Below are 18,608 nucleotides of genomic sequence, written 5' to 3'. Positions count from 1 at the left end.
TAACAAGATTAATGCCACCACTTTATTCTCTAAATTTAAAAAAGAGATCGATTACAACGTTCTGCAACTTGTAAAATCGACTCTCTCTAATATAACGTATACTATTTCTGTTTACTTTTGCGCCAAAGCTATTCTCATTGATTCTCCTAATGATATTGGCTTGCCTGTTTTTGCATGAATGTATACAAGTCTTCCTCTTCCAGTCAAAGCAATTTCTTGTTTATCATCTAAAACCATATAATGTATATCTACAGAAGATCTACCAACATGATGTGCTTTCACATACACTTGGATAGTTTGATCAAAGTACAGTTGCTTTAAAAAATCGCATTGTAAATCAGATACTACTGGTATTCCCTCTGTATTCGTATTCCCATCAAAAACACCTGTAGCCTTCAAAAATTCAATTCTTGCCTGCTCAAAATAAATAAACGCAGTAGTATTGTTCATATGACCAAATAAGTCTGTCTCAGAAAAACGAATCGTAACTGGTATAGAAAAGGAAAAAGTTTTACTCCACTCATTTAAATTGTCAATATAAGATATTCGCACATTTTCACCTCTTTAAAAAAATAATGTATGGGATTGGACAAATATAAGCTTGTCACAGTCAATTCATTTAATCTACTACCTCCGCCGCAACATGCCGCTAGTTTGATTGCTAAAAAATTTAACGTAACACGCACACAAACATTTAGCTATAAAAGAATCTTCACGTAGTCTTAGAACTTATTCGTAGCGATGAACGTTGTCATTTTTCCTACACTAAAACCTTCAAATTGCTTTTTTTGCAGTACAAATTTTAATTTTTAAAGTCAGCTCTTAACCCACTTCTATTCAAAGTAAATATAATCATCATTCTAAAATTTCTCATAATTATTAGTGAAAAACAGCCCTCAGCCTTCTTAGAGGCAGAGGGTCGTTAGTATAGCTAATTAAATTAATGTGCGTTGTCACTTCCAAAAAAGTTTTTAAACGCTTGGATATTTGTTGCTCGGTTCATGGCAGCAATAGAAGTCGTCAGTGGAATGCCTTTAGGGCAAACTTGTACACAGTTTTGCGAGTTTCCACAACCATCTATACCTCCATCTTCCATCAACCCATTTAAACGTTCACTTGCATTCATTTCTCCAGTTGGATGTGCATTAAACAAACGAGCCTGCGAAATAGCTGCTGGACCAATGAAATTGGATTTATCATTGACATTTGGGCAAGCTTCTAGACAAACACCGCAAGTCATACATTTCGATAATTCATATGCCCATTGCCGTTTCTTTTCAGGCATACGTGGACCTGCTCCTAAATCATGTGTACCATCAAGTGGTATCCAAGCTTTCACTTGCTTTAACGCATCGAACATGCGGTTACGATCGATAATTAGATCGCGAACAACTGGAAATGTTGACATTGGTTCTAGTCGGATCGGCTGTTCAAGCTGATCTACAAGTGCTGCACAAGACTGTCTTGCTACCCCATTAATCACCATGGAACATGCACCACATACTTCCTCAAGACAGTTCATATCCCACTGAACTGGTGTTGTTTTCTCTCCATTTGCATTAACCGGATTTTGTCTAATTTCCATCAATGCAGAAATAACGTTCATATTTGGCTTATAAGGTATTTTAAACGTTTCTGTATAGGAGTTAGAATCAGGGCTGTCTTGTCGAGTTATAATAAAAGTAACTGTTTTATTATCAGCCATTCTTACTTACTCCCTTCACTTTTTTTCGTGTAGTCACGCTTACGAGGTTTGATTAATGAAATATCTACATCCTCATAAGAAAATTTAGGTGCTTTTTCTTCCACGTCAAATTCTGCAATCGTTGTTTTCAACCACTCTTCATCATTTCGATCTGGGAATTCAGGTTTATAATGAGCACCACGGCTCTCATTCCGATTATAAGCGCCTTGTGTAATAACACGTGCTAAATGAAGCATGTTTTCCAACTGACGTGTAAACATAACACCTTGGTTACTCCAACGAGAGGTATCATTAATATTAATGTTTTCAAAACGTTGCAGTAGTTCTTGAATCTTTTCATCTGTTTGCAATAATTTTTTATTATCACGCACTACGGTTACGTTATCAGTCATCCACTGACCAAGTTCCTTATGAAGGTGATAAGCATTTTCTTCGCCATCCATGTTCATTAATTTTTCAAAGTGGTCTTGTTCCACTTTTACATTCTCTTCAAATAAATGAGATGGCAAATCATCGACATGCTTCTCTAAACCTTTTATATATTCCATTGCCTTTGGACCAGCAACAGCTCCTCCATAAATAGCAGACAATAATGAATTAGCACCAAGACGGTTAGCACCATGCTGCGAATAATCACATTCTCCTGCAGCAAAAATACCAGGGATATTAGTCATTTGATTAATATCGACCCACAGTCCGCCCATGGAATAATGGACAGCAGGGAAGATTTTCATCGGCACTTTTCGAGGATCTTCGCCAACAAATTTCTCATATATCTCAATAATTCCGCCTAGTTTTATATCAAGCTCTTTTGGATCTTTATGTGATAGATCCAAATACACCATATTCTCGCCATTTATACCAAGTTTTTGGTTCACACATACGTCAAAAATTTCACGTGTGGCGATATCTCTTGGTACGAGGTTACCATAAGCTGGATATTTTTCCTCTAAGAAATACCAAGGTTCTCCATCTTTATATGTCCAAATTCTGCCCCCTTCACCACGGGCAGACTCACTCATTAATCGTAATTTATCATCACCAGGAATAGCTGTAGGATGAATTTGAATAAATTCACCATTGGCATATTTTGCACCTTGCTGGTACAACTTACTTGCAGCAGATCCAGTATTAATCATAGAATTAGTAGATTTACCAAAGATAATTCCAGGACCACCAGTAGCAAAAATGGTTGCATCAGATGGAAATGCTTTTATCTCATGCGTTTTCACATTTTGAGCTACAATCCCTCTACCAACACCTTCTTCATCAATAACTGCCCGCGCAAATTCCCAGTTTTCATATTTTGTCACAAGACCTTCTACCTCATAACGACGAACTTGCTCATCCACCGCATAAAGTAATTGTTGTCCTGTTGTTGCTCCAGCATAAGCTGTTCTATGCATTTGCGTTCCACCAAAACGACGAAAATCTAGCAATCCTTCAGGTGTGCGGTTAAACATAACACCCATCCGATCAAACATATGAATAATTCCAGGCGCTGCATCACACATCGCTTTTACTTGCGGTTGGTTTGCTAAGAAATCTCCACCGTACACTGTATCATCAAAGTGAAGCCAAGGAGAATCCCCTTCTCCCTTAGTATTAACTGCACCATTTATTCCACCTTGAGCACATACAGAGTGAGAGCGCTTTACAGGAACAATGGAAAATAAATCAACACTTACTCCTGCTTCTGCTGCTTTTATTGTTGCCATTAAGCCAGCTAAACCTCCGCCAACTATGGCAATTTTCCGTTTACTCATAACTTGTCACCCACTCCCTGTTCCTTTGAATTAAATACCGTAAGCAAATGTAAGAATTGTTCTTACACCGACATAACTTAGTGCTAAGAAAACAACTACAGTTGCATATGTAACTACTTTTTGTGATTTAGGTGTTTGTGTAATACCCCAAGTCACACAGAAGCTCCATAATCCATTGGCAAAATGGAAAATAGTAGATAGGACACCAATCATATAGAACCAGAACATAAATGGATTGGAAAGAATCCCTTCCATTAGGCTATAGTCGGCTCCTTGTGATCCTAACTGTATTCTTGTCTCCCACACATGCCAAACAACAAAGACAAACGTAATAATACCCGTTATTCGCTGTAATAAGAACATCCAATTACGGAAAAAATTATATCTTTTCGTGTTGCTTCGTGCTACAAATACAATATATACCCCTAAAATAGCATGAAACAAAATTGGAATAAAAATAACCCCGAATTCCAATACGAGTCTAAATGGTAGACTGTGCATAAAATCGGCTGCTTTATTAAAATTCTCTTCTCCATAAACAGCAAAATGATTCACCACTAAATGTTGAACCAAAAAAAGACCTATTGGAATTACACCTAATAACGAGTGCACTCTTCTTGTTAGAAACTCACGATGCTCTGTCAATGTGTTCCCCCCCTTTAATTTGATCATTAATTAGTTTCATAGTGTTGTACATATTTAAAAGTTCAACTCTTAAAGGAAGTACGGCGAGTTGACGTTGTACAATTGTGACATGTTTATTGTACTTCTAACTATTGCAAGCGTCAAGAAAACGGTACCTTTATTTCTATTTTTGCATGCGTTAAAAGTATTCCCATTACTTGTACTTTTTCAAAAAAATTATTTTAATGCATACACCTTGCCCATTTATATATTTTCTAGCATTTAGGAAGCATCTTAAGTATGATAAACTAGTAGAAGCTCAAAGATTTGTGACTTGCACGTACTAAAATTATTTAAGATAATATAACAAGCTACATACATATGGTAGTGAAATCAACGTAAATGATGGTCTTCAAATCATGGAATGATGTAATTATTAAGTACTACTACAAAAGGAAAAAGTATTAGAAAAACTTGGCTTGTCGCCAATTTTTATGACGAAAGCTGTAGTTTTTCTTATTCTATATACCTTACAACTTTTTATACTTTTCTATAGTGTAAACTAAAAGTACGCTCTATAACCACTCGTCGTTTACTATTAAGAGAGAGCTGCAAGCTTTAACTTTTAAAGTATTCATTATGAAGAAAAAATGTTCATTGTAGGAAGATGTTTATTTACCCTTACTTTACGGGTATTTCAGAGAGGATGACATGGAATGACAAACCAACAAACAACGGTTATATCCGTTCACGATTTAGAAGCATTACATACAGAAGGTGTCGGCTTTGATATTTTACGATATGTTAGTTTACCAGAATTACTAGGTGAAGAATCTCCAACCCTGTTATATTTCATGGGGAGAAAACTTGCCAGAAAGTTTGATATACAAACCGTAGATGATGTCATACATATTTTCACACTTTTAGGCTTCGGGCGATTAGAAGTTGTAAAAGATAAACGTAAATCAATGACCTTTCAATTGATGTCTGATGCAGTTGCGTCACGATTACAAGCTTCATTTTCTACTGATTTTCGTCTAGAAGCTGGTTTTTTAGCAGAAGCTCTACATATAATTGAAAACAGAGATTGCGAGTGCGTAGAAACAATTAATAAAAGAATTCATCAAGTTGAGTTTAAAGCCATGTTTTCGGTGGATTAATAGAAATAATACAAAAATAGCAGCTTTCATTAGCCTGCTTGAAACAAGAGCTCTTAACCCCCTATACTACAAATTTTTTACTATACATTGTTATAGAAACATTTCGTTGGTGCAAAAAAGCAAGATCCGACCGATATCCTTGATCTTTTAATACCCTTTGGACACGCACCTTAAATGTCCGCCAGTAAAAAAGCAGTAGATTGCCAGATCATGGCGCTACTGCTTTTCTATGTTAGCTGCTTGAAAATGGGTAATAATATTTTCAGCGACGTCACGTGGAATACCCAATTTTATCAGGTCGTCCATACTAGCTTGTTTTATTTCCGTAATTGTTTTAAAATGTGTTAGCAACAGTCTTCTTCTTTTTTGACCAATACCTGAAATATTATCTAATTCAGATTGTACAACGTTTTTCCCACGTAATTGACGATGAAAGGTAATGGCAAAACGATGCACTTCTTCCTGCACCCTTTGGACAAGATAAAATTCATTCGATTTGCGATCTAAATCTATAATTTGAGGTGGAAAACCATATAAAAGCTCACTTGTTTTATGACGATCATCTTTTGCTAAACCACATAAAGGAATGTCTAGCCCTAACTCATTTTCTAGCACATCCAACGCGGCACTCATTTGACCTTTTCCACCGTCTACAATAATTAAACCTGGTAATGGAAGTTTATCTTTTAAAACTCTCGTGTAACGCCTTCTAATAACTTCTCTCATTGTTTCATAATCATCCGGTCGATCAACATTGCGAATTTTGTATTTACGATACTCATTCTTAGCTGGCTTACCGTCTATAAAAACAACCATCGCAGAAACTGGATCAGTCCCTTGAATGTTGGAATTATCAAATGCTTCTATTCGATGCGGTGTTTCAATATTAAGAGTTTCTCCTAAGCGCTCTACAGCTACAATTGTTCTTTCTTCGTCTCGCTCAATAATAGAGAATTTCTCATTTAACGAAATGCGTGCATTTTCTTCCGCTAGCTTCACTAATTCTTTTTTTCTTCCACGATATGGCGTATGCACATCCACCTCAAGTAAATCTTTCAATAGTTCTGTATTGGTACCAAGAGGAACAAGAATCTGTTTTGGCTTCGGATGGTTTTGATGGAGATAAAAACGGCCAACATAACTAATAAATGTTTCTTCAGCTTCATCGAAAAAAGGAAAAACAGCTATATCTCGTTCAATCAAATTCCCTTGACGAATAAAAAATACTTGGATGCACATCCATCCTTTGTCATAACTATATGCAAAAATATCCCTATCTGCTTGGTCGTTTAACGTCATCTTCTGTTGTTTCATGACAGACTCAATGTGATGAATTTGATCTCTTAATTCCTTCGCTCTTTCAAAATTCAACGCTTCACTCGCTTGCTGCATTTTCTTCGTTAAGTCTTTTTTTATTGCTTTATATCCACCATGTAAAAAAGATGATACATTTTGGACAATTGCTGCATATTCTTCTTTTGTAGGCGGATTGTTACTACAGGCGTAACATTGGCCCATATGATAGTACAAGCAAGGTCGCCCAGGAAGGTTATTGCATTTTCTAAGAGGGTAAAGTCGATCCAATAACTTTTTTGTTTCTCTCGCCGCGATAACATTTGGATAAGGACCAAAGTATTTGCCTTTATCTTTCTTTATTTTCCTCGTAATTAGCAACCTTGGATGGCGTTCAGATGTAATTTTTAAGTAGGGGTAAGACTTATCGTCTTTGAGCATAACATTATATTTAGGATCATATTTTTTAATTAAATTCATTTCTAAAATAAGTGCTTCTATCTCGGAAGAAGTTACAATATACTCAAAACTTTCAATCTCTTGCACTAAACGTTGCGTTTTTCGATCATGTGCTCCAGTAAAGTAAGAACGCACCCGATTCTTTAATACTTTTGACTTTCCAACATAAATGACGCTTTCATATTTATCCTTCATCAAGTAACAGCCTGGCTTTGCTGGTAAAACCGCTAGTTTATCTTTTATACTTTGGTTCATCTACATTCATTCCTTTAACAGACATGTTCTACCATGTAAGACTCTAGAAAATCCCTTGTCACTATTTAGCAACAAGGGATTCTTCATCTTCTATTCTAAAGAATAGTATACCATTTGTTAAGCATGTTTGTTAATTAAATCAACTAATGCTTCTTTCGGCTGAAAACCGATTACTTGGTCAACGACTTGACCATCTTTAAATAACAACAATGTTGGAATACTCATCACACCAAATTTACCTGCTGTTTCTTGGTTTTCGTCAACATCTAATTTTACAATCTGAACTTTTTCAGACATTTCACCATCAATTTCTTCCAATACTGGTGCAATCATTTTACATGGTCCACACCATGGCGCCCAAAAATCTGCTAGTACTAAACCTTCTGCAGTCTCTTTGGCAAACGTCTGATCAGTAGCATTAATAATTGCCATTCTTTCATTCCTCCTCGACTTAGATAAAGCTTTACCGCTTATTACGTTGAGTATATCATCGTTTAAATAAGCATCCTAATTATTTGCTTATGCATTGTTTATATCATTTCTAAAGCCTAAAAATCAATACATTTGTTTCTTTTGTTTTCCTTATATGTAAGCACACCTAATGATTGCTCCGGAAATCTCCCCCTCTTAAAAGTTGGACCTAACGGCAAGGCTCTATGGAGAGAAAATGAAATTCTATATTTCCAGGAAAAGATGTGTTTGCTTTGCCACAGCATGTGGAAAGCAAACAGTTCTTTCACTTCGATAGGGAGAGTTTCCGGAGCATTTGCTATCCTTATTTTAGTATCGTTAGCACCTTTTTCTTCTAAGCTCCTGTTCCTACTTTTGCTTTCTTCACTTCCTCAATCAAAAGTGGAATGATGTCAAACAAATCTCCAACCATACCGTAGTCTGCTATATTAAAGATGGTCGCTTCTGGGTCTTTATTAATAGCTACAATTACTTTGGAATTTGACATGCCCGCCAAATGTTGAATGGCACCAGAGATACCAACTGCAATGTATAAATCTGGTGTAACAACTTTTCCTGTTTGCCCAATTTGCAAGGAGTAATCACAATATTCTGCATCACAAGCACCTCGTGAAGCTCCTACTGCACCACCTAATACTTCGGCTAATTCATAGAGAGGTTTAAATCCTTCTTCACTTTTCACACCGCGACCACCAGCTACAATTACATTTGCTTCAGATAAATCAACCCCCTCAGAAGCCTTTCTTATTACATCTTTAATAACCGTGCGAATACTAGTAATTTCAACTGCTTTGTCAGTTACCTCTCCCGATCTGGATGTATCTTTATCTAGGGCTGCAATATTATTAGGGCGAATAGTGAAAAATGTTAAACCATCCGTAATAACTTTCTTCTCAAATGCTTTTCCAGAATAGATAGGACGGACAAATTGAACTTGATCATCAGCTATTTCAATGTCTACTGCATCTGAAATGAGTCCAGTATTTAGCTTACTCGCTAGCTTTGGCGTAAGGTCTTTTCCTATGGATGTATGCCCCATCACAATTACTTGTGGAGATTCTTCCTCGACAACAGCCATTACTGCTTGACCATATCCTTCCGAGGTGTAATTTTTTAAGTTTTCATGTGTTACTGTTATTACACGGTCTGCTCCATAATGAATCATTTCTTTTCCTAATGAAGACATTTCACCATTACCGCATACTACACCAACTACTTCACCATCAGCGGTAACCTTTTTTGCTGCTGCTATCGCTTCAAAAGAAACATTTCGTAATACACCATCTTTCACTTCTCCAATTACTACTATTTTTTCACTCAAGTTCATTACTCCTCTCTGTCTTAAAATTACAGTACTTTCGCTTCCGTTTTCAATAATGTAACAAGTTCTTTTACTTGCTCTTGTGGTTCACCTTCTAGTACCTTGCCAGCTTCCTTCTCCGGCGGTAAGAAGATATCTACTGTTTTCGTTTTCGCTTCTACGTCATCTTCATCTAAGTCTAAATCGTCTATTTCCAGTTCTTCTAATGGCTTCTTTTTTGCTTTCATTATTCCTGGAAGTGAAGGATACCTTGGTTCGTTTAGCCCTTGTTGGCAGGTCACCAATAGTGGCAGAGTTGTTTCTACTATTTCCACATCTCCTTCCACATCTTTTTCCACGGTAGCTGTATCTCCACTAACCTTTAAGTCTGTAATCGTTGTCACATATGGGATATCTAGTGCATCTGCAAGTCGCGGACCTACTTGCCCACTTGCTTCATCAATAGCTACATTTCCAGCAAGGATTAAGTCAGGTTCTTTATCCTCAAAAAACGCTTCCAAAATTTTTGCTGTTGTATATTGATCACCATCTTCTACATCATCTTCTGTATTTATTAACACTGCTTTATCTGCCCCCATTGCTAAAGCAGTACGTAATTGTTTTTCTGAATCTTCATCTCCAATTGTTACAACGGTGACTTCACCTCCATGCTCATCCCGTTGTTTAATGGCTTCCTCAACGGCATACTCGTCGTATGGATTAATAATAAATTCAGCACCTTCATCTTCAATTTGCCCGTTTGATACGTTAATTTTTTCTTCTGTATCAAATGTTTTCTTGAGTAACACATAAATTTCCATTATTGCTCCTCCTTTTTGTTTAGTTATCCTGGAAGTTCGGTTTCCGTTTTTCAATGAATGCTTGCACGCCTTCTTTCGCATCCTCAGATCCAAAAATTTCGCCAAATGCTTTTGCTTCTTCTGATACTCCTTCTGCAAATAAACTAGTCTTTGCATAGGGAATTAAACGCATGATTTGCTGAATAGTTAATTTGCTCTTAGAAACTATTTTTTCAGCTAACTGTTTTACTTCTTCTTCCAATGCGTCTTCTTCCACTACTTTATTTGCCAAGCCATAAGAATATGCTTCTTCCCCATTGATTGGCTCTCCAGTCAATATCATTTCATACGCTTTAGCCGAACCAACAAAGTGCGGCAAACGTTGTGTACCAGCAAAACCTGGTATAATACCTAATGTTATTTCAGGTAAACCAAGTTTTGCCTCCTTCGTTATAATTCTCATATGGCAAGCCATAGCAAGCTCCAGTCCTCCGCCTAGAGCAGCACCATGAATAGCGGCAATAATGGGAATGTGGAACGTTTCCATGCGAGCAAACAAATCTTGCCCTCGTTTTGCCATAGATTCATAGTCAGATGCTTGTTGCAAAGCTGTAAATTCTTTTATGTCTGCTCCTGCTGAAAAAAATTTCCCTTCTCCTTTTAAAACAATCGCCTTTATACTTGAATCTCCCTCTATCTTATTCAACACTGCTTCCAAATCTTTTAATAGAATACTAGATAAAGCGTTTGCTGGCGGACTTTGGATCGTTACATAAGCAATAGAATGATTCGCTTCCAAAAATAGTGTGTTCGTCAAACTTCATCCCCCTTTGTTTTATTGTTCTACTACTTTGATTGAAGTCCTTCTGTTAATAATGTATGAACTTCCGTTGCTAAATCAACAAGATTGTACTTTCTATCTTTCATCACCCAATTTGTAACCGTTTCATCTAGTGTACCAAAAATCATCTGACGAACAAGTCGTAAATTCAAATTTTTCCGAAAAACTTTTTCTTCCATCCCTTCTGTAATGATGGTATCGATGACATTTAAATAAGGTTTTAACACATTATTGATTTGTAAACGCAAGGAAGGGTTCGATTGCCTCAACTCCAACTGCGTAACAATAGCTAAATGGTGATCTTCACTTAACTGGCGAAAATGTAGTTTAATTAGTTCGTAAAGCTTTTCATTTGCATTTTCCTTCTTCTGAATGGCATCTGTAATATGCGTAATGAATTGCCCCATTTTTTCTTCAAAAACAGAGATTAATATATCTTCTTTGTTTTTAAAGTACAGATAAATTGTTCCATCTGCTACTCCTGCCTGTTTGGCAATTTTTGATACTTGAGAGGCATGGTAACCATTCTCTGCGATAACCTTTACTGCCGCCTCAATAATTTGATTGTATTTCGGTTTATTTTTCTTCATGATTCTCTCCTAAATTCCATACAATAATGAATGATTGTTCATTCATTATTGTATCTCTTTCTAAGAGAACTGTCAATGCCATTGCTTGTACAATGCTAGATAAAAAAGAGCCGGAAAGCTCAATTTACTTGTAAATTTTCTTTTTCTTCATCAATAAGTTGTCTCCTTAGAATTTTACCAACCGCTGTTTTAGGAAGTTCTTCACGAAATTCATAAATGCGAGGTACTTTAAATGCTGCTAAGTGTTTTCGGCAATACGTATTAAGATCGTCTTCTGTTATTGCATAACCTGGCTTTAAAACTACATAAGCTTTTACTGTTTCCCCTCGATACGGATCGGGAATACCAGCCACAACAGCTTCTTGAATCGCTTCATGTTCATATAACACTTCCTCTACTTCACGAGGATATATATTGTATCCACCAGCAATAATCATATCTTTTTTTCGATCTACGACATAAAAGTAACCATCTTCTGTTTGGTATCCTAAATCACCTGTAAATAACCATCCGTCTTTTAGTACTTGGGCTGTTTCTTCAGGATTGTTCCAATATCCTTTCATGATTTGGGGACCTTTAACAGCAATCTCTCCAATCTCTCCGATCGGCGCTTCTTCCATCGTTTCTTCATCAATTATTTTAGCATCTGTATCTGGCCACGGCACCCCAATACTACCATTTCTCCGCTCATGCCAAACAAAATTTGCATGAGTAACAGGTGATGTTTCTGTTAAGCCATAACCTTCTACAAGTTTACCTCCTGTCACCTTTTCAAATTGTTCTTGAACCTCTGTAGGTAATGGTGCAGAACCACTTATACAAGCTTTAATCGATGATAAATCATACTGCTCTAATTTAGGATGATTTAATAAAGCCACATAAATTGTAGGTGCTCCTGGGAAAAGCGTTGGTTTATGCTTATCAATCGTTTTCAATACTTCTGTTGCATCAAATTTAGGTAACAAGATCATTTTAGCACCCATCATAATCGCATTATTCATAACTGCTGTCATTCCATAAACATGAAAAAACGGTAATACTCCTAATACGATTTCCTCACCAGGATTCGTTTTATAAATCCAAGCTTGACACATTTGGACATTAGAAACTAAATTATGGTGGGTAAGCATCACTCCTTTTGGATTTCCAGTTGTTCCACCGGTATACTGCAATAAAGCCAAATCTTCTTTTGGATTAACAGCAACCTTTTCATAAGCAGACTGAGCGACATCCATCATATAATCCCATACATGTATATTGTCGGATTGTTCTACTTTTACAACCATATTGTACTGTTTCTTTTGTATATAAGGGTAAATTAAGTTTTTAGGAAATGGCAAATAATCTTTGATGCTTGCAACAATAGTATGTTGGATATCTGTATTATTTTTTACATTTGTAACACGGGGTAGTAAAATATCTAGACATACAATAAAAGTCGCGCCAGAATCCTTCAGCTGGTATTCCAACTCCCTTTCTTTATACAGTGGATTTGTTTGTACAACGATACCACCTGCCATTAAAGCCCCGTAATACGTGACAACAGATTGTGGACAGTTTGGCAGCATGATAGCAATTCGATCTCCTTTTTCCATACCTAGTTGTTGTAAATAGTTTGCCATTTGGGTTGCTTGATTATAAAGTTCTTCATACGTCAAATCCTTCCCCATAAAATGAAGCGCTTTCTTTTTGGGGAATGTTTCAGCACTTTCGAGTAAAAATCGATGGAGCGGCTTTTCGTCATAGTGGAGTGATGTTTTTATTTCAGGTGGATAGTGCTGAAACCAACTTTTCGTTTCTCCCATGTTTTTTCCTCCCTTTGCTTTATGCTTATTTACATTATACCGATTAATCGTTATTTTTTGAAATATTATTTAATTATTTTTCAGAAAAACTTGATTACCTCTAAATCTTTATGGTGAAAACCCTAGTTTGCCTAATACGATAAAACCTTTTCCTATAAAAAAACTTGGCAATCATTGCCAAGTTTAATAATACCTCCTAATAGCATACAACTTAACGTTAGACCATTAACCATACGATCCCTACACCAATAAATAAGATAGCTACAACAATTAATATCTTTGCTAAACGATCTAACACCATAGGTTTCTCCCCCTCTTACCCTATGCTAGCACCAATAACAAAAGCCAAACCTACTGAAATAATCATTGAAATAAATCCTACTGCTTTGTTACCATTCCCTATCTCTTCATCGACTTTCAGTACTGGTGTCAAAAACTCAAATACAAAATAACTTAGTAATAACAAGATAAAACCATATACACCCCACCCAATACTTTGAACCAATGTATCATTATGTTCAATAGAGTAACGAAAAATAATCGCAATACCAAATATTTTCCCACCTGTTGCCATGGCAACTGCAAAATTTCCTTTTTTAATTTCTTCCCAATTTTTATATGACGTGACTATTTCTAAAATTGCTAAGAACACTAACGTGCATAAAATCACCACACTGTATCTGGCTGCAGTTTGTACGACTACATTTTCCCAAAAGGCTACTCCCATTTCCATCCTATTCACCTCGAATACTCACTCTTATTTCAAATTAATGACCGTTACTCCACTACCGCCTTCTCCAGCTTCACCTGCCCTGAAGTTAGCTATTCTCGGATGTTGTTGTACAAACTGCTGAACACCTTTTCGAAGTGCTCCAGTTCCCTTTCCATGTATAATGGAAACCCTTGGATAACCAGCAAGTAGCGCATCATCCACATACTTTTCTAATTTTAACAGCGCATCTTCTAACCTTTCCCCTCGAATATCCAATTCTGTTTTCACATGGTAGTTGCTTCCTTTAATGGTTGTAATTGGCTGCTCATATTTCTCTTTTGTTTTACCCATGTAGTGTAAATCTTTTCGATTCACTTTCACTTTCATAATGCCAACTTGAACCAAATACTCATAATCGCTTATTCTTTCTAACACTGTCCCCTTCTGATTAATCGTAAGTAATTTAATATCATCACCAGGTTCTAGTACTTTTTCTTCTCGTTTTTTGGAGGGAGTAGAGGTGTCTTGTTTTGCCGATAACTCCGGTTTAGCATCATCAAGCATTTTCTTAGCTTCAATCCATTCATGCTCTTTCCACTCCGCTTCACTACGCATGTTGCGAATTTCTTGAACGATAAGCTCTGCTTCTTCCCGTGCTTTTTGAATGGCTTTATCAGCTTTCTCTTCAGCTTTTCGGTACAGTTTTTCTTTCTTCTCTTGCCATTCATGCCAAATATTCTTTACATCTTCATAGAAGTTTTCTGCTTGTTGTAGCAAGTCATGAGCTTGCTCGTAATCCTTTTCTGCCTTCAATTGCGATTGCTCTAAAGAAGCAATCATATTTTCAACATTTTTGGAATCCATGCCGACGTAGGACTTTGCATGATCAATAATTACTGTGGAAAGCCCTAAGCGCCGAGATATATCAAAGGCATTACTTCGTCCAGGTATGCCTAATAACAAACGATACGTAGGACGTAACGTCTCAACATCAAATTCTACAGAAGCATTTAAAACTTGTCGTCGATTAAATCCGTAAGCTTTTAATTCTGGATAGTGAGTCGTTGCTATTACTCTAGCTTGTCTTTCAATCACTTCATCGAGGATTGCCATTGCTAAAGCTGCTCCTTCTTGAGGATCAGTACCAGCACCAAGCTCGTCAAACAATACAAGTGTTTTTTCATCAATATACTTTAAAATGTCTACAATTGTAGTCATATGTGATGAAAACGTACTTAAATTTTGCTCTATTGACTGCTCGTCACCAATATCTGCAAAAACATGAGAGAACACAGCAAGCTCGCATCCATCCAATGCCGGAATTTGCAAACCAGATTGAGCCATTAAACAACAGAGTCCGACCATTTTTAAGGTGACCGTTTTCCCCCCTGTATTCGGTCCTGTAATTACAATTGCTGTATAATCCTTGCCTAACTTAATATCATTCGCAACAACGTCTTGTGGATCAATTAATGGATGTCTAGCTTGGTTCATTTTAATAAAACCGCGGTCATTCATTATTGGTTTCGTACCTTTCATTGCCTGACCGTATTTTGCACGGGCAAATATAACATCCATTTTTCCAAGTAAATGAACATTATGCTCTAAAGCATTTACTTCTTCTGCAATCAAGTTGCTAAGTGAAACTAATATCCTGTCCATTTCTCTCTTTTCATTAACAAACGCTTCTTGTAATTGATTATTTATATCAACAACAGCTTTTGGCTCCATAAATAGCGTTTGACCTGAAGCGGATTGATCGTGAACAATTCCTCCGATAGCACTGCGATATTCCTGCTTTACCGGGAGAACATAGCGATCATTTCGTATTGTGATGATAACATCTGACAATTTGTTGCTATGTGTTTTCGTAAAGTTGCTTAATTTCTCTCTGACCCTACTTTCTAACGTACGAATGGAAGAGCGTATTCCTCGTAACTTTTCAGAAGCGCTATCTAGCATATGACCGTCATCATTAATACAACGATTGATTGCTTGTTCTAATTGTCTTAACGGAGTAATCTCCTTTGCCATTGCACTAAGAATAGGAAAATCTTCCTCTAATCGATCGACAAAGTCTTTTGCCATCCTTGCGCCATATATAGTGCTAGAAACCTCAATACACTCGCCTGCGGATAGCACTCCTCCAATGGAAACGCGTTTTAAACTTGGGCGTATATCAAAAACCCCTCCCAAAGGTAGCGTTTTGTTTAACCTCTCTATATGCGTTGCCTCATCCGTTTCATCTTGCAAGCGAACCACTGTGTCCATATCTGTAGAAGGATGCGTTTGCTGCAATGCTTGTTTCCCAATAGATGTTGCTGCATAATTGGTTACTTGTTCAATAATCTTATCAAACTCGAGTACGCGTAACATGCGCTCGTTCATGTCAATAACTCCTTTTACAGATTGTTCAAGATAAATAGGAGCTTCTTCATAACCTCCTATTTTGCTTTTTCGATCTTCGTGTTGTACAACATACACCAGTTATCGGAGTATATCTATAGGATCATTATTTATTTCGTTTAAAATAGGCAATCAGCTCTTGCGTAGACCACGTGTTCATAACCGTTTCTGGTTTAATCCATCCTTTTCTAGCGACGCCAACTCCGTATGTCATATGCTCTAACATTTGATAATTATGAGCATCCGTATTGATCGCTAATATAACGCCTTTCTCTTGAGCTTCTCGAGCCCACTGGTAAGATAAATCTAGACGGTTGGGGTTTGCATTCATTTCTAATGCTGTATTTGTTTCTTTCGCTCTGTCAATTAAAGCACTAACATTAACTTGATAACCATCTCGCTTACCAATTAATCTACCTGTAGGATGAGCAATAAGTGAAACGTAAGGATTTTCTAATGCTGCTTCTAATCGATACATAATTTTATCTTCGGGTTGGTTAAAACTTGAGTGTATGGACGCAATAACAAAGTCGAGTTCACGCAGAAATTCATTCGAAAAATCAAGATTTCCATCAGGTAGTATATCCATTTCTACACCTGAAAAAATATGAATATCAGGATATTTTTCATTTAAACGTACTATTTCTTCATGCTGTTTACGTAATCGCTGTTCAGTTAGTCCGTTAGCAACTTTTAAGAATTTGGAGTGATCTGTAATGGCGATAAATTGATACGACTTTTCTATCGCTCGTAAGACCATTTCTTCTAATGATTGTGCTCCATCACTCCACGTCGTATGCATGTGTAAATCCCCATTTATATCCGACAGCTCTAAAAGTGGATAAGGGGATTGAAATACCTCTGTTTCTCCAGTATTTTCCCTTAATTCAGGAGGAATATAGTGCAGATCAAAATGATTAAAAAAAGCTTTTTCTGAATGAAAGGTAAGATTTTCTCCCGTTTCTTCAACTTCTACACCATACTCGTTAATCTTTTCACCACGAGACTTTGCTATTTGACGCATAGCAACATTATGTTCCTTTGAGCCAGTAAAATGGTGTAGCGTAGAAGCAAATGCATCCTTCTGAACCATACGAAAATCCACATTTACATCATATACATCTTCCATGACAATAGATACTTTCGTTTCCCCTTTAGCAATTACGTTTTTTACCCCATCCATTGCTAATAAATGGTCTCTCACGATAGCTGGTTGTTCTGTTGCAATGATAAAGTCGATATCTTTGACAGTTTCTCTCATCCGCCGCAAGCTTCCTGCTCTTGAAAAACGATCAACTTCTTTTATTTGGTTCAAGTAGTCTTCCAATTTTTCAGCTAAAGGCAGCATCATCGCAATTGGTAAACGTTCTGGGCGTTTATTTGCTTCTTCTAGTGCTGCTACTATTTTTTCAACTGTTTTTTTACCAAATCCCGCTAACCTTTCTACTCGCCCAGCTTCGCATGCTTCCCTTAATCCTTCAGCATCTGTAACACCTAATTCATGATAAAGTTTAGCAATTTTCTTACCACCAAGCCCTGGAAGCTGTAGTAATGAGAGCAAACCTTTTGGAACTTGCTCTTCTAAATCTTGCAAGGTCTTAGATTGTCCTGTTTGTATGTACGCTTGAATAACAGCACTTGTTCCTTTGCCAATCCCCTTGATTTTAGAAAAATCATCGATTTCTTCTAAAGATCGATCATCTCTTTCCAACGCTTGAGCTGCTTTACGATAGGCACTAATTTTAAAAGGGTTCTCTGCTTGTAATTCTAAATACGTCGCTATCGTTTCCATTAATTTTATAACATCTTTTTTATTAATCTTCATACTATTCACCAATCTCCCCCCACAATGAAAATCATTATTTATTGGCTACATATGTGAACCAAAGCTCTCTAATTTCATCTGAGAAATAAGGAGTACGTTCAATAATAAATAACGCAACTGAAGAATCGTTTATCCATGTTTGTATTTGAGCAATCGGTATTAAAGCTGCAATATATAGGAAAATAAAAAGTAACAAATATGTTTCTACAAAGCCCAGAATGGCTCCTAATAATTTGTTTACAGAATTTAAAATCGGTAAAGAAGCAACAAAATCAAGCATAGAAGCTATAATTTGTAGAATGATTTTTACCGCTAAAAAAATAACCAAAAATGCAATAGCATTATAAAAACCCGCTTCAAGAGGCAAGTCTTGTAAAAACGTCGCCCATTTACCATCTTCCTCTAAATTAGGATAAGGGATCCATAATTCCAACTTAGGCCCTAACTCATCGTAATACAAAGCTGCTACAACAAAAGATGCTATAAACCCAATGAGATGGAATAGCTGTAATATGAATCCTCTTTTTAACCCAATAAAAAAACCCATCACTAATAACAACAATAATAAAATAGTAACCATATGTTCATGTTCCTCT

The 18,608-nt window shown here is 36.6% G+C and carries 16 protein-coding genes; 1 reads left to right on the top strand and 15 read right to left on the bottom strand.

The window, feature by feature from the left end:
- Positions 1-111: 111 nt before the first annotated feature.
- The 4 genes from B2C77_RS09130 to B2C77_RS09115 form a co-directional block, all read right to left on the bottom strand.
- A complete protein-coding gene (locus B2C77_RS09130) occupies positions 112-552 on the bottom strand; it encodes an acyl-CoA thioesterase (RefSeq protein WP_077703334.1) in 441 nt (146 codons plus the stop codon).
- Positions 553-940: 388 nt separating this feature from the next.
- Positions 941-1,705: a succinate dehydrogenase iron-sulfur subunit gene (gene sdhB, locus B2C77_RS09125; RefSeq protein WP_077703333.1), complete on the bottom strand. Its 765-nt coding sequence runs from the start codon at positions 1,703-1,705 to the stop codon at positions 941-943.
- A gap of 2 nt (positions 1,706-1,707) precedes the next feature.
- Positions 1,708-3,471: a succinate dehydrogenase flavoprotein subunit gene (gene sdhA / locus B2C77_RS09120; protein ID WP_077703332.1), complete on the bottom strand. Its 1,764-nt coding sequence runs from the start codon at positions 3,469-3,471 to the stop codon at positions 1,708-1,710.
- A 30-nt stretch (positions 3,472-3,501) separates the two neighbouring features.
- Complete coding sequence (locus B2C77_RS09115; protein WP_101933801.1) at positions 3,502-4,116, bottom strand: succinate dehydrogenase cytochrome b558 subunit; 615 nt, start codon at positions 4,114-4,116, stop codon at positions 3,502-3,504.
- 695 nt (positions 4,117-4,811) lie between these two features.
- Between B2C77_RS09115 and B2C77_RS09110 the strand changes: the two genes are divergently transcribed.
- Positions 4,812-5,255, top strand: a complete 444-nt coding sequence (locus B2C77_RS09110; RefSeq protein WP_073010228.1) for a YslB family protein — start codon at positions 4,812-4,814, stop codon at positions 5,253-5,255.
- Between the two features lie 216 nt (positions 5,256-5,471).
- Here the strand turns inward: B2C77_RS09110 and uvrC are convergent, their stop codons facing one another.
- The 11 genes from uvrC to B2C77_RS09055 form a co-directional block, all read right to left on the bottom strand.
- Positions 5,472-7,262, bottom strand: a complete 1,791-nt coding sequence (gene uvrC / locus B2C77_RS09105) for an excinuclease ABC subunit UvrC (protein ID WP_077703330.1) — start codon at positions 7,260-7,262, stop codon at positions 5,472-5,474.
- Positions 7,263-7,379: 117 nt separating this feature from the next.
- Positions 7,380-7,694 (bottom strand): thioredoxin, encoded by a 315-nt coding sequence (trxA, locus tag B2C77_RS09100; protein WP_073010223.1) that lies wholly within the window; start codon positions 7,692-7,694, stop codon positions 7,380-7,382.
- A 373-nt stretch (positions 7,695-8,067) separates the two neighbouring features.
- The gene (locus tag B2C77_RS09095; protein ID WP_077703329.1) at positions 8,068-9,054 is read right to left on the bottom strand and encodes an electron transfer flavoprotein subunit alpha/FixB family protein; all 987 of its coding nucleotides are present in this window, start codon (positions 9,052-9,054) and stop codon (positions 8,068-8,070) included.
- A gap of 26 nt (positions 9,055-9,080) precedes the next feature.
- On the bottom strand, positions 9,081-9,854 hold the full coding sequence (locus B2C77_RS09090; protein ID WP_077703328.1) for an electron transfer flavoprotein subunit beta/FixA family protein: 774 nt from the start codon (positions 9,852-9,854) through the stop codon (positions 9,081-9,083).
- A gap of 19 nt (positions 9,855-9,873) precedes the next feature.
- Positions 9,874-10,650, bottom strand: a complete 777-nt coding sequence (locus tag B2C77_RS09085; protein WP_176087302.1) for an enoyl-CoA hydratase — start codon at positions 10,648-10,650, stop codon at positions 9,874-9,876.
- 29 nt (positions 10,651-10,679) lie between these two features.
- Positions 10,680-11,264, bottom strand: a complete 585-nt coding sequence (fadR, locus tag B2C77_RS09080; protein WP_077703327.1) for a fatty acid metabolism transcriptional regulator FadR — start codon at positions 11,262-11,264, stop codon at positions 10,680-10,682.
- Positions 11,265-11,383: 119 nt separating this feature from the next.
- Positions 11,384-13,069 (bottom strand): long-chain-fatty-acid--CoA ligase, encoded by a 1,686-nt coding sequence (locus B2C77_RS09075; RefSeq protein ID WP_077703326.1) that lies wholly within the window; start codon positions 13,067-13,069, stop codon positions 11,384-11,386.
- Positions 13,070-13,385: 316 nt separating this feature from the next.
- Positions 13,386-13,796 carry a DUF350 domain-containing protein gene (locus B2C77_RS09070; RefSeq protein ID WP_414930266.1) on the bottom strand — a complete coding sequence of 137 codons (411 nt, stop codon included), beginning with the start codon at positions 13,794-13,796 and terminating at the stop codon, positions 13,386-13,388.
- A gap of 30 nt (positions 13,797-13,826) precedes the next feature.
- Positions 13,827-16,169 carry an endonuclease MutS2 gene (locus B2C77_RS09065; RefSeq protein WP_077703324.1) on the bottom strand — a complete coding sequence of 781 codons (2,343 nt, stop codon included), beginning with the start codon at positions 16,167-16,169 and terminating at the stop codon, positions 13,827-13,829.
- 124 nt (positions 16,170-16,293) lie between these two features.
- The gene (polX, locus tag B2C77_RS09060; RefSeq protein ID WP_077706874.1) at positions 16,294-18,012 is read right to left on the bottom strand and encodes a DNA polymerase/3'-5' exonuclease PolX; all 1,719 of its coding nucleotides are present in this window, start codon (positions 18,010-18,012) and stop codon (positions 16,294-16,296) included.
- 34 nt (positions 18,013-18,046) lie between these two features.
- Entirely contained in the window at positions 18,047-18,592 is a 546-nt protein-coding gene (locus B2C77_RS09055) for a CvpA family protein (RefSeq protein WP_077703323.1), read from the bottom strand.
- Positions 18,593-18,608: the final 16 nt, after the last annotated feature.

Source organism: Virgibacillus dokdonensis, assembly GCF_900166595.1.
In the GTDB taxonomy this organism is placed as follows: Bacteria; Bacillota; Bacilli; order Bacillales; family Amphibacillaceae; genus Virgibacillus; species Virgibacillus dokdonensis.
The sequence above is the reverse complement of the archived record's forward strand: the minus strand, read 5'-3'. Positions and strand labels throughout refer to the sequence as shown.

What these genes read in the sequence shown, in the direction of transcription:
- sdhB (WP_077703333.1), bottom strand. Translation starts at nt 1,705, where the DNA reads ATGGCTGATAATAAAACAGTTACTTTTATTATAACTCGACAAGACAGC.
- sdhA (WP_077703332.1), bottom strand. Translation starts at nt 3,471, where the DNA reads ATGAGTAAACGGAAAATTGCCATAGTTGGCGGAGGTTTAGCTGGCTTA.
- B2C77_RS09110 (WP_073010228.1), top strand. Translation starts at nt 4,812, where the DNA reads ATGACAAACCAACAAACAACGGTTATATCCGTTCACGATTTAGAAGCA.
- uvrC (WP_077703330.1), bottom strand. Translation starts at nt 7,262, where the DNA reads ATGAACCAAAGTATAAAAGATAAACTAGCGGTTTTACCAGCAAAGCCA.
- trxA (WP_073010223.1), bottom strand. Translation starts at nt 7,694, where the DNA reads ATGGCAATTATTAATGCTACTGATCAGACGTTTGCCAAAGAGACTGCA.
- B2C77_RS09090 (WP_077703328.1), bottom strand. Translation starts at nt 9,854, where the DNA reads ATGGAAATTTATGTGTTACTCAAGAAAACATTTGATACAGAAGAAAAA.
- fadR (WP_077703327.1), bottom strand. Translation starts at nt 11,264, where the DNA reads ATGAAGAAAAATAAACCGAAATACAATCAAATTATTGAGGCGGCAGTA.
- B2C77_RS09075 (WP_077703326.1), bottom strand. Translation starts at nt 13,069, where the DNA reads ATGGGAGAAACGAAAAGTTGGTTTCAGCACTATCCACCTGAAATAAAA.
- B2C77_RS09070 (WP_414930266.1), bottom strand. Translation starts at nt 13,796, where the DNA reads ATGGGAGTAGCCTTTTGGGAAAATGTAGTCGTACAAACTGCAGCCAGA.
- B2C77_RS09065 (WP_077703324.1), bottom strand. Translation starts at nt 16,169, where the DNA reads ATGAACGAGCGCATGTTACGCGTACTCGAGTTTGATAAGATTATTGAA.
- polX (WP_077706874.1), bottom strand. Translation starts at nt 18,012, where the DNA reads ATGAAGATTAATAAAAAAGATGTTATAAAATTAATGGAAACGATAGCG.
- B2C77_RS09055 (WP_077703323.1), bottom strand. Translation starts at nt 18,592, where the DNA reads ATGGTTACTATTTTATTATTGTTGTTATTAGTGATGGGTTTTTTTATT.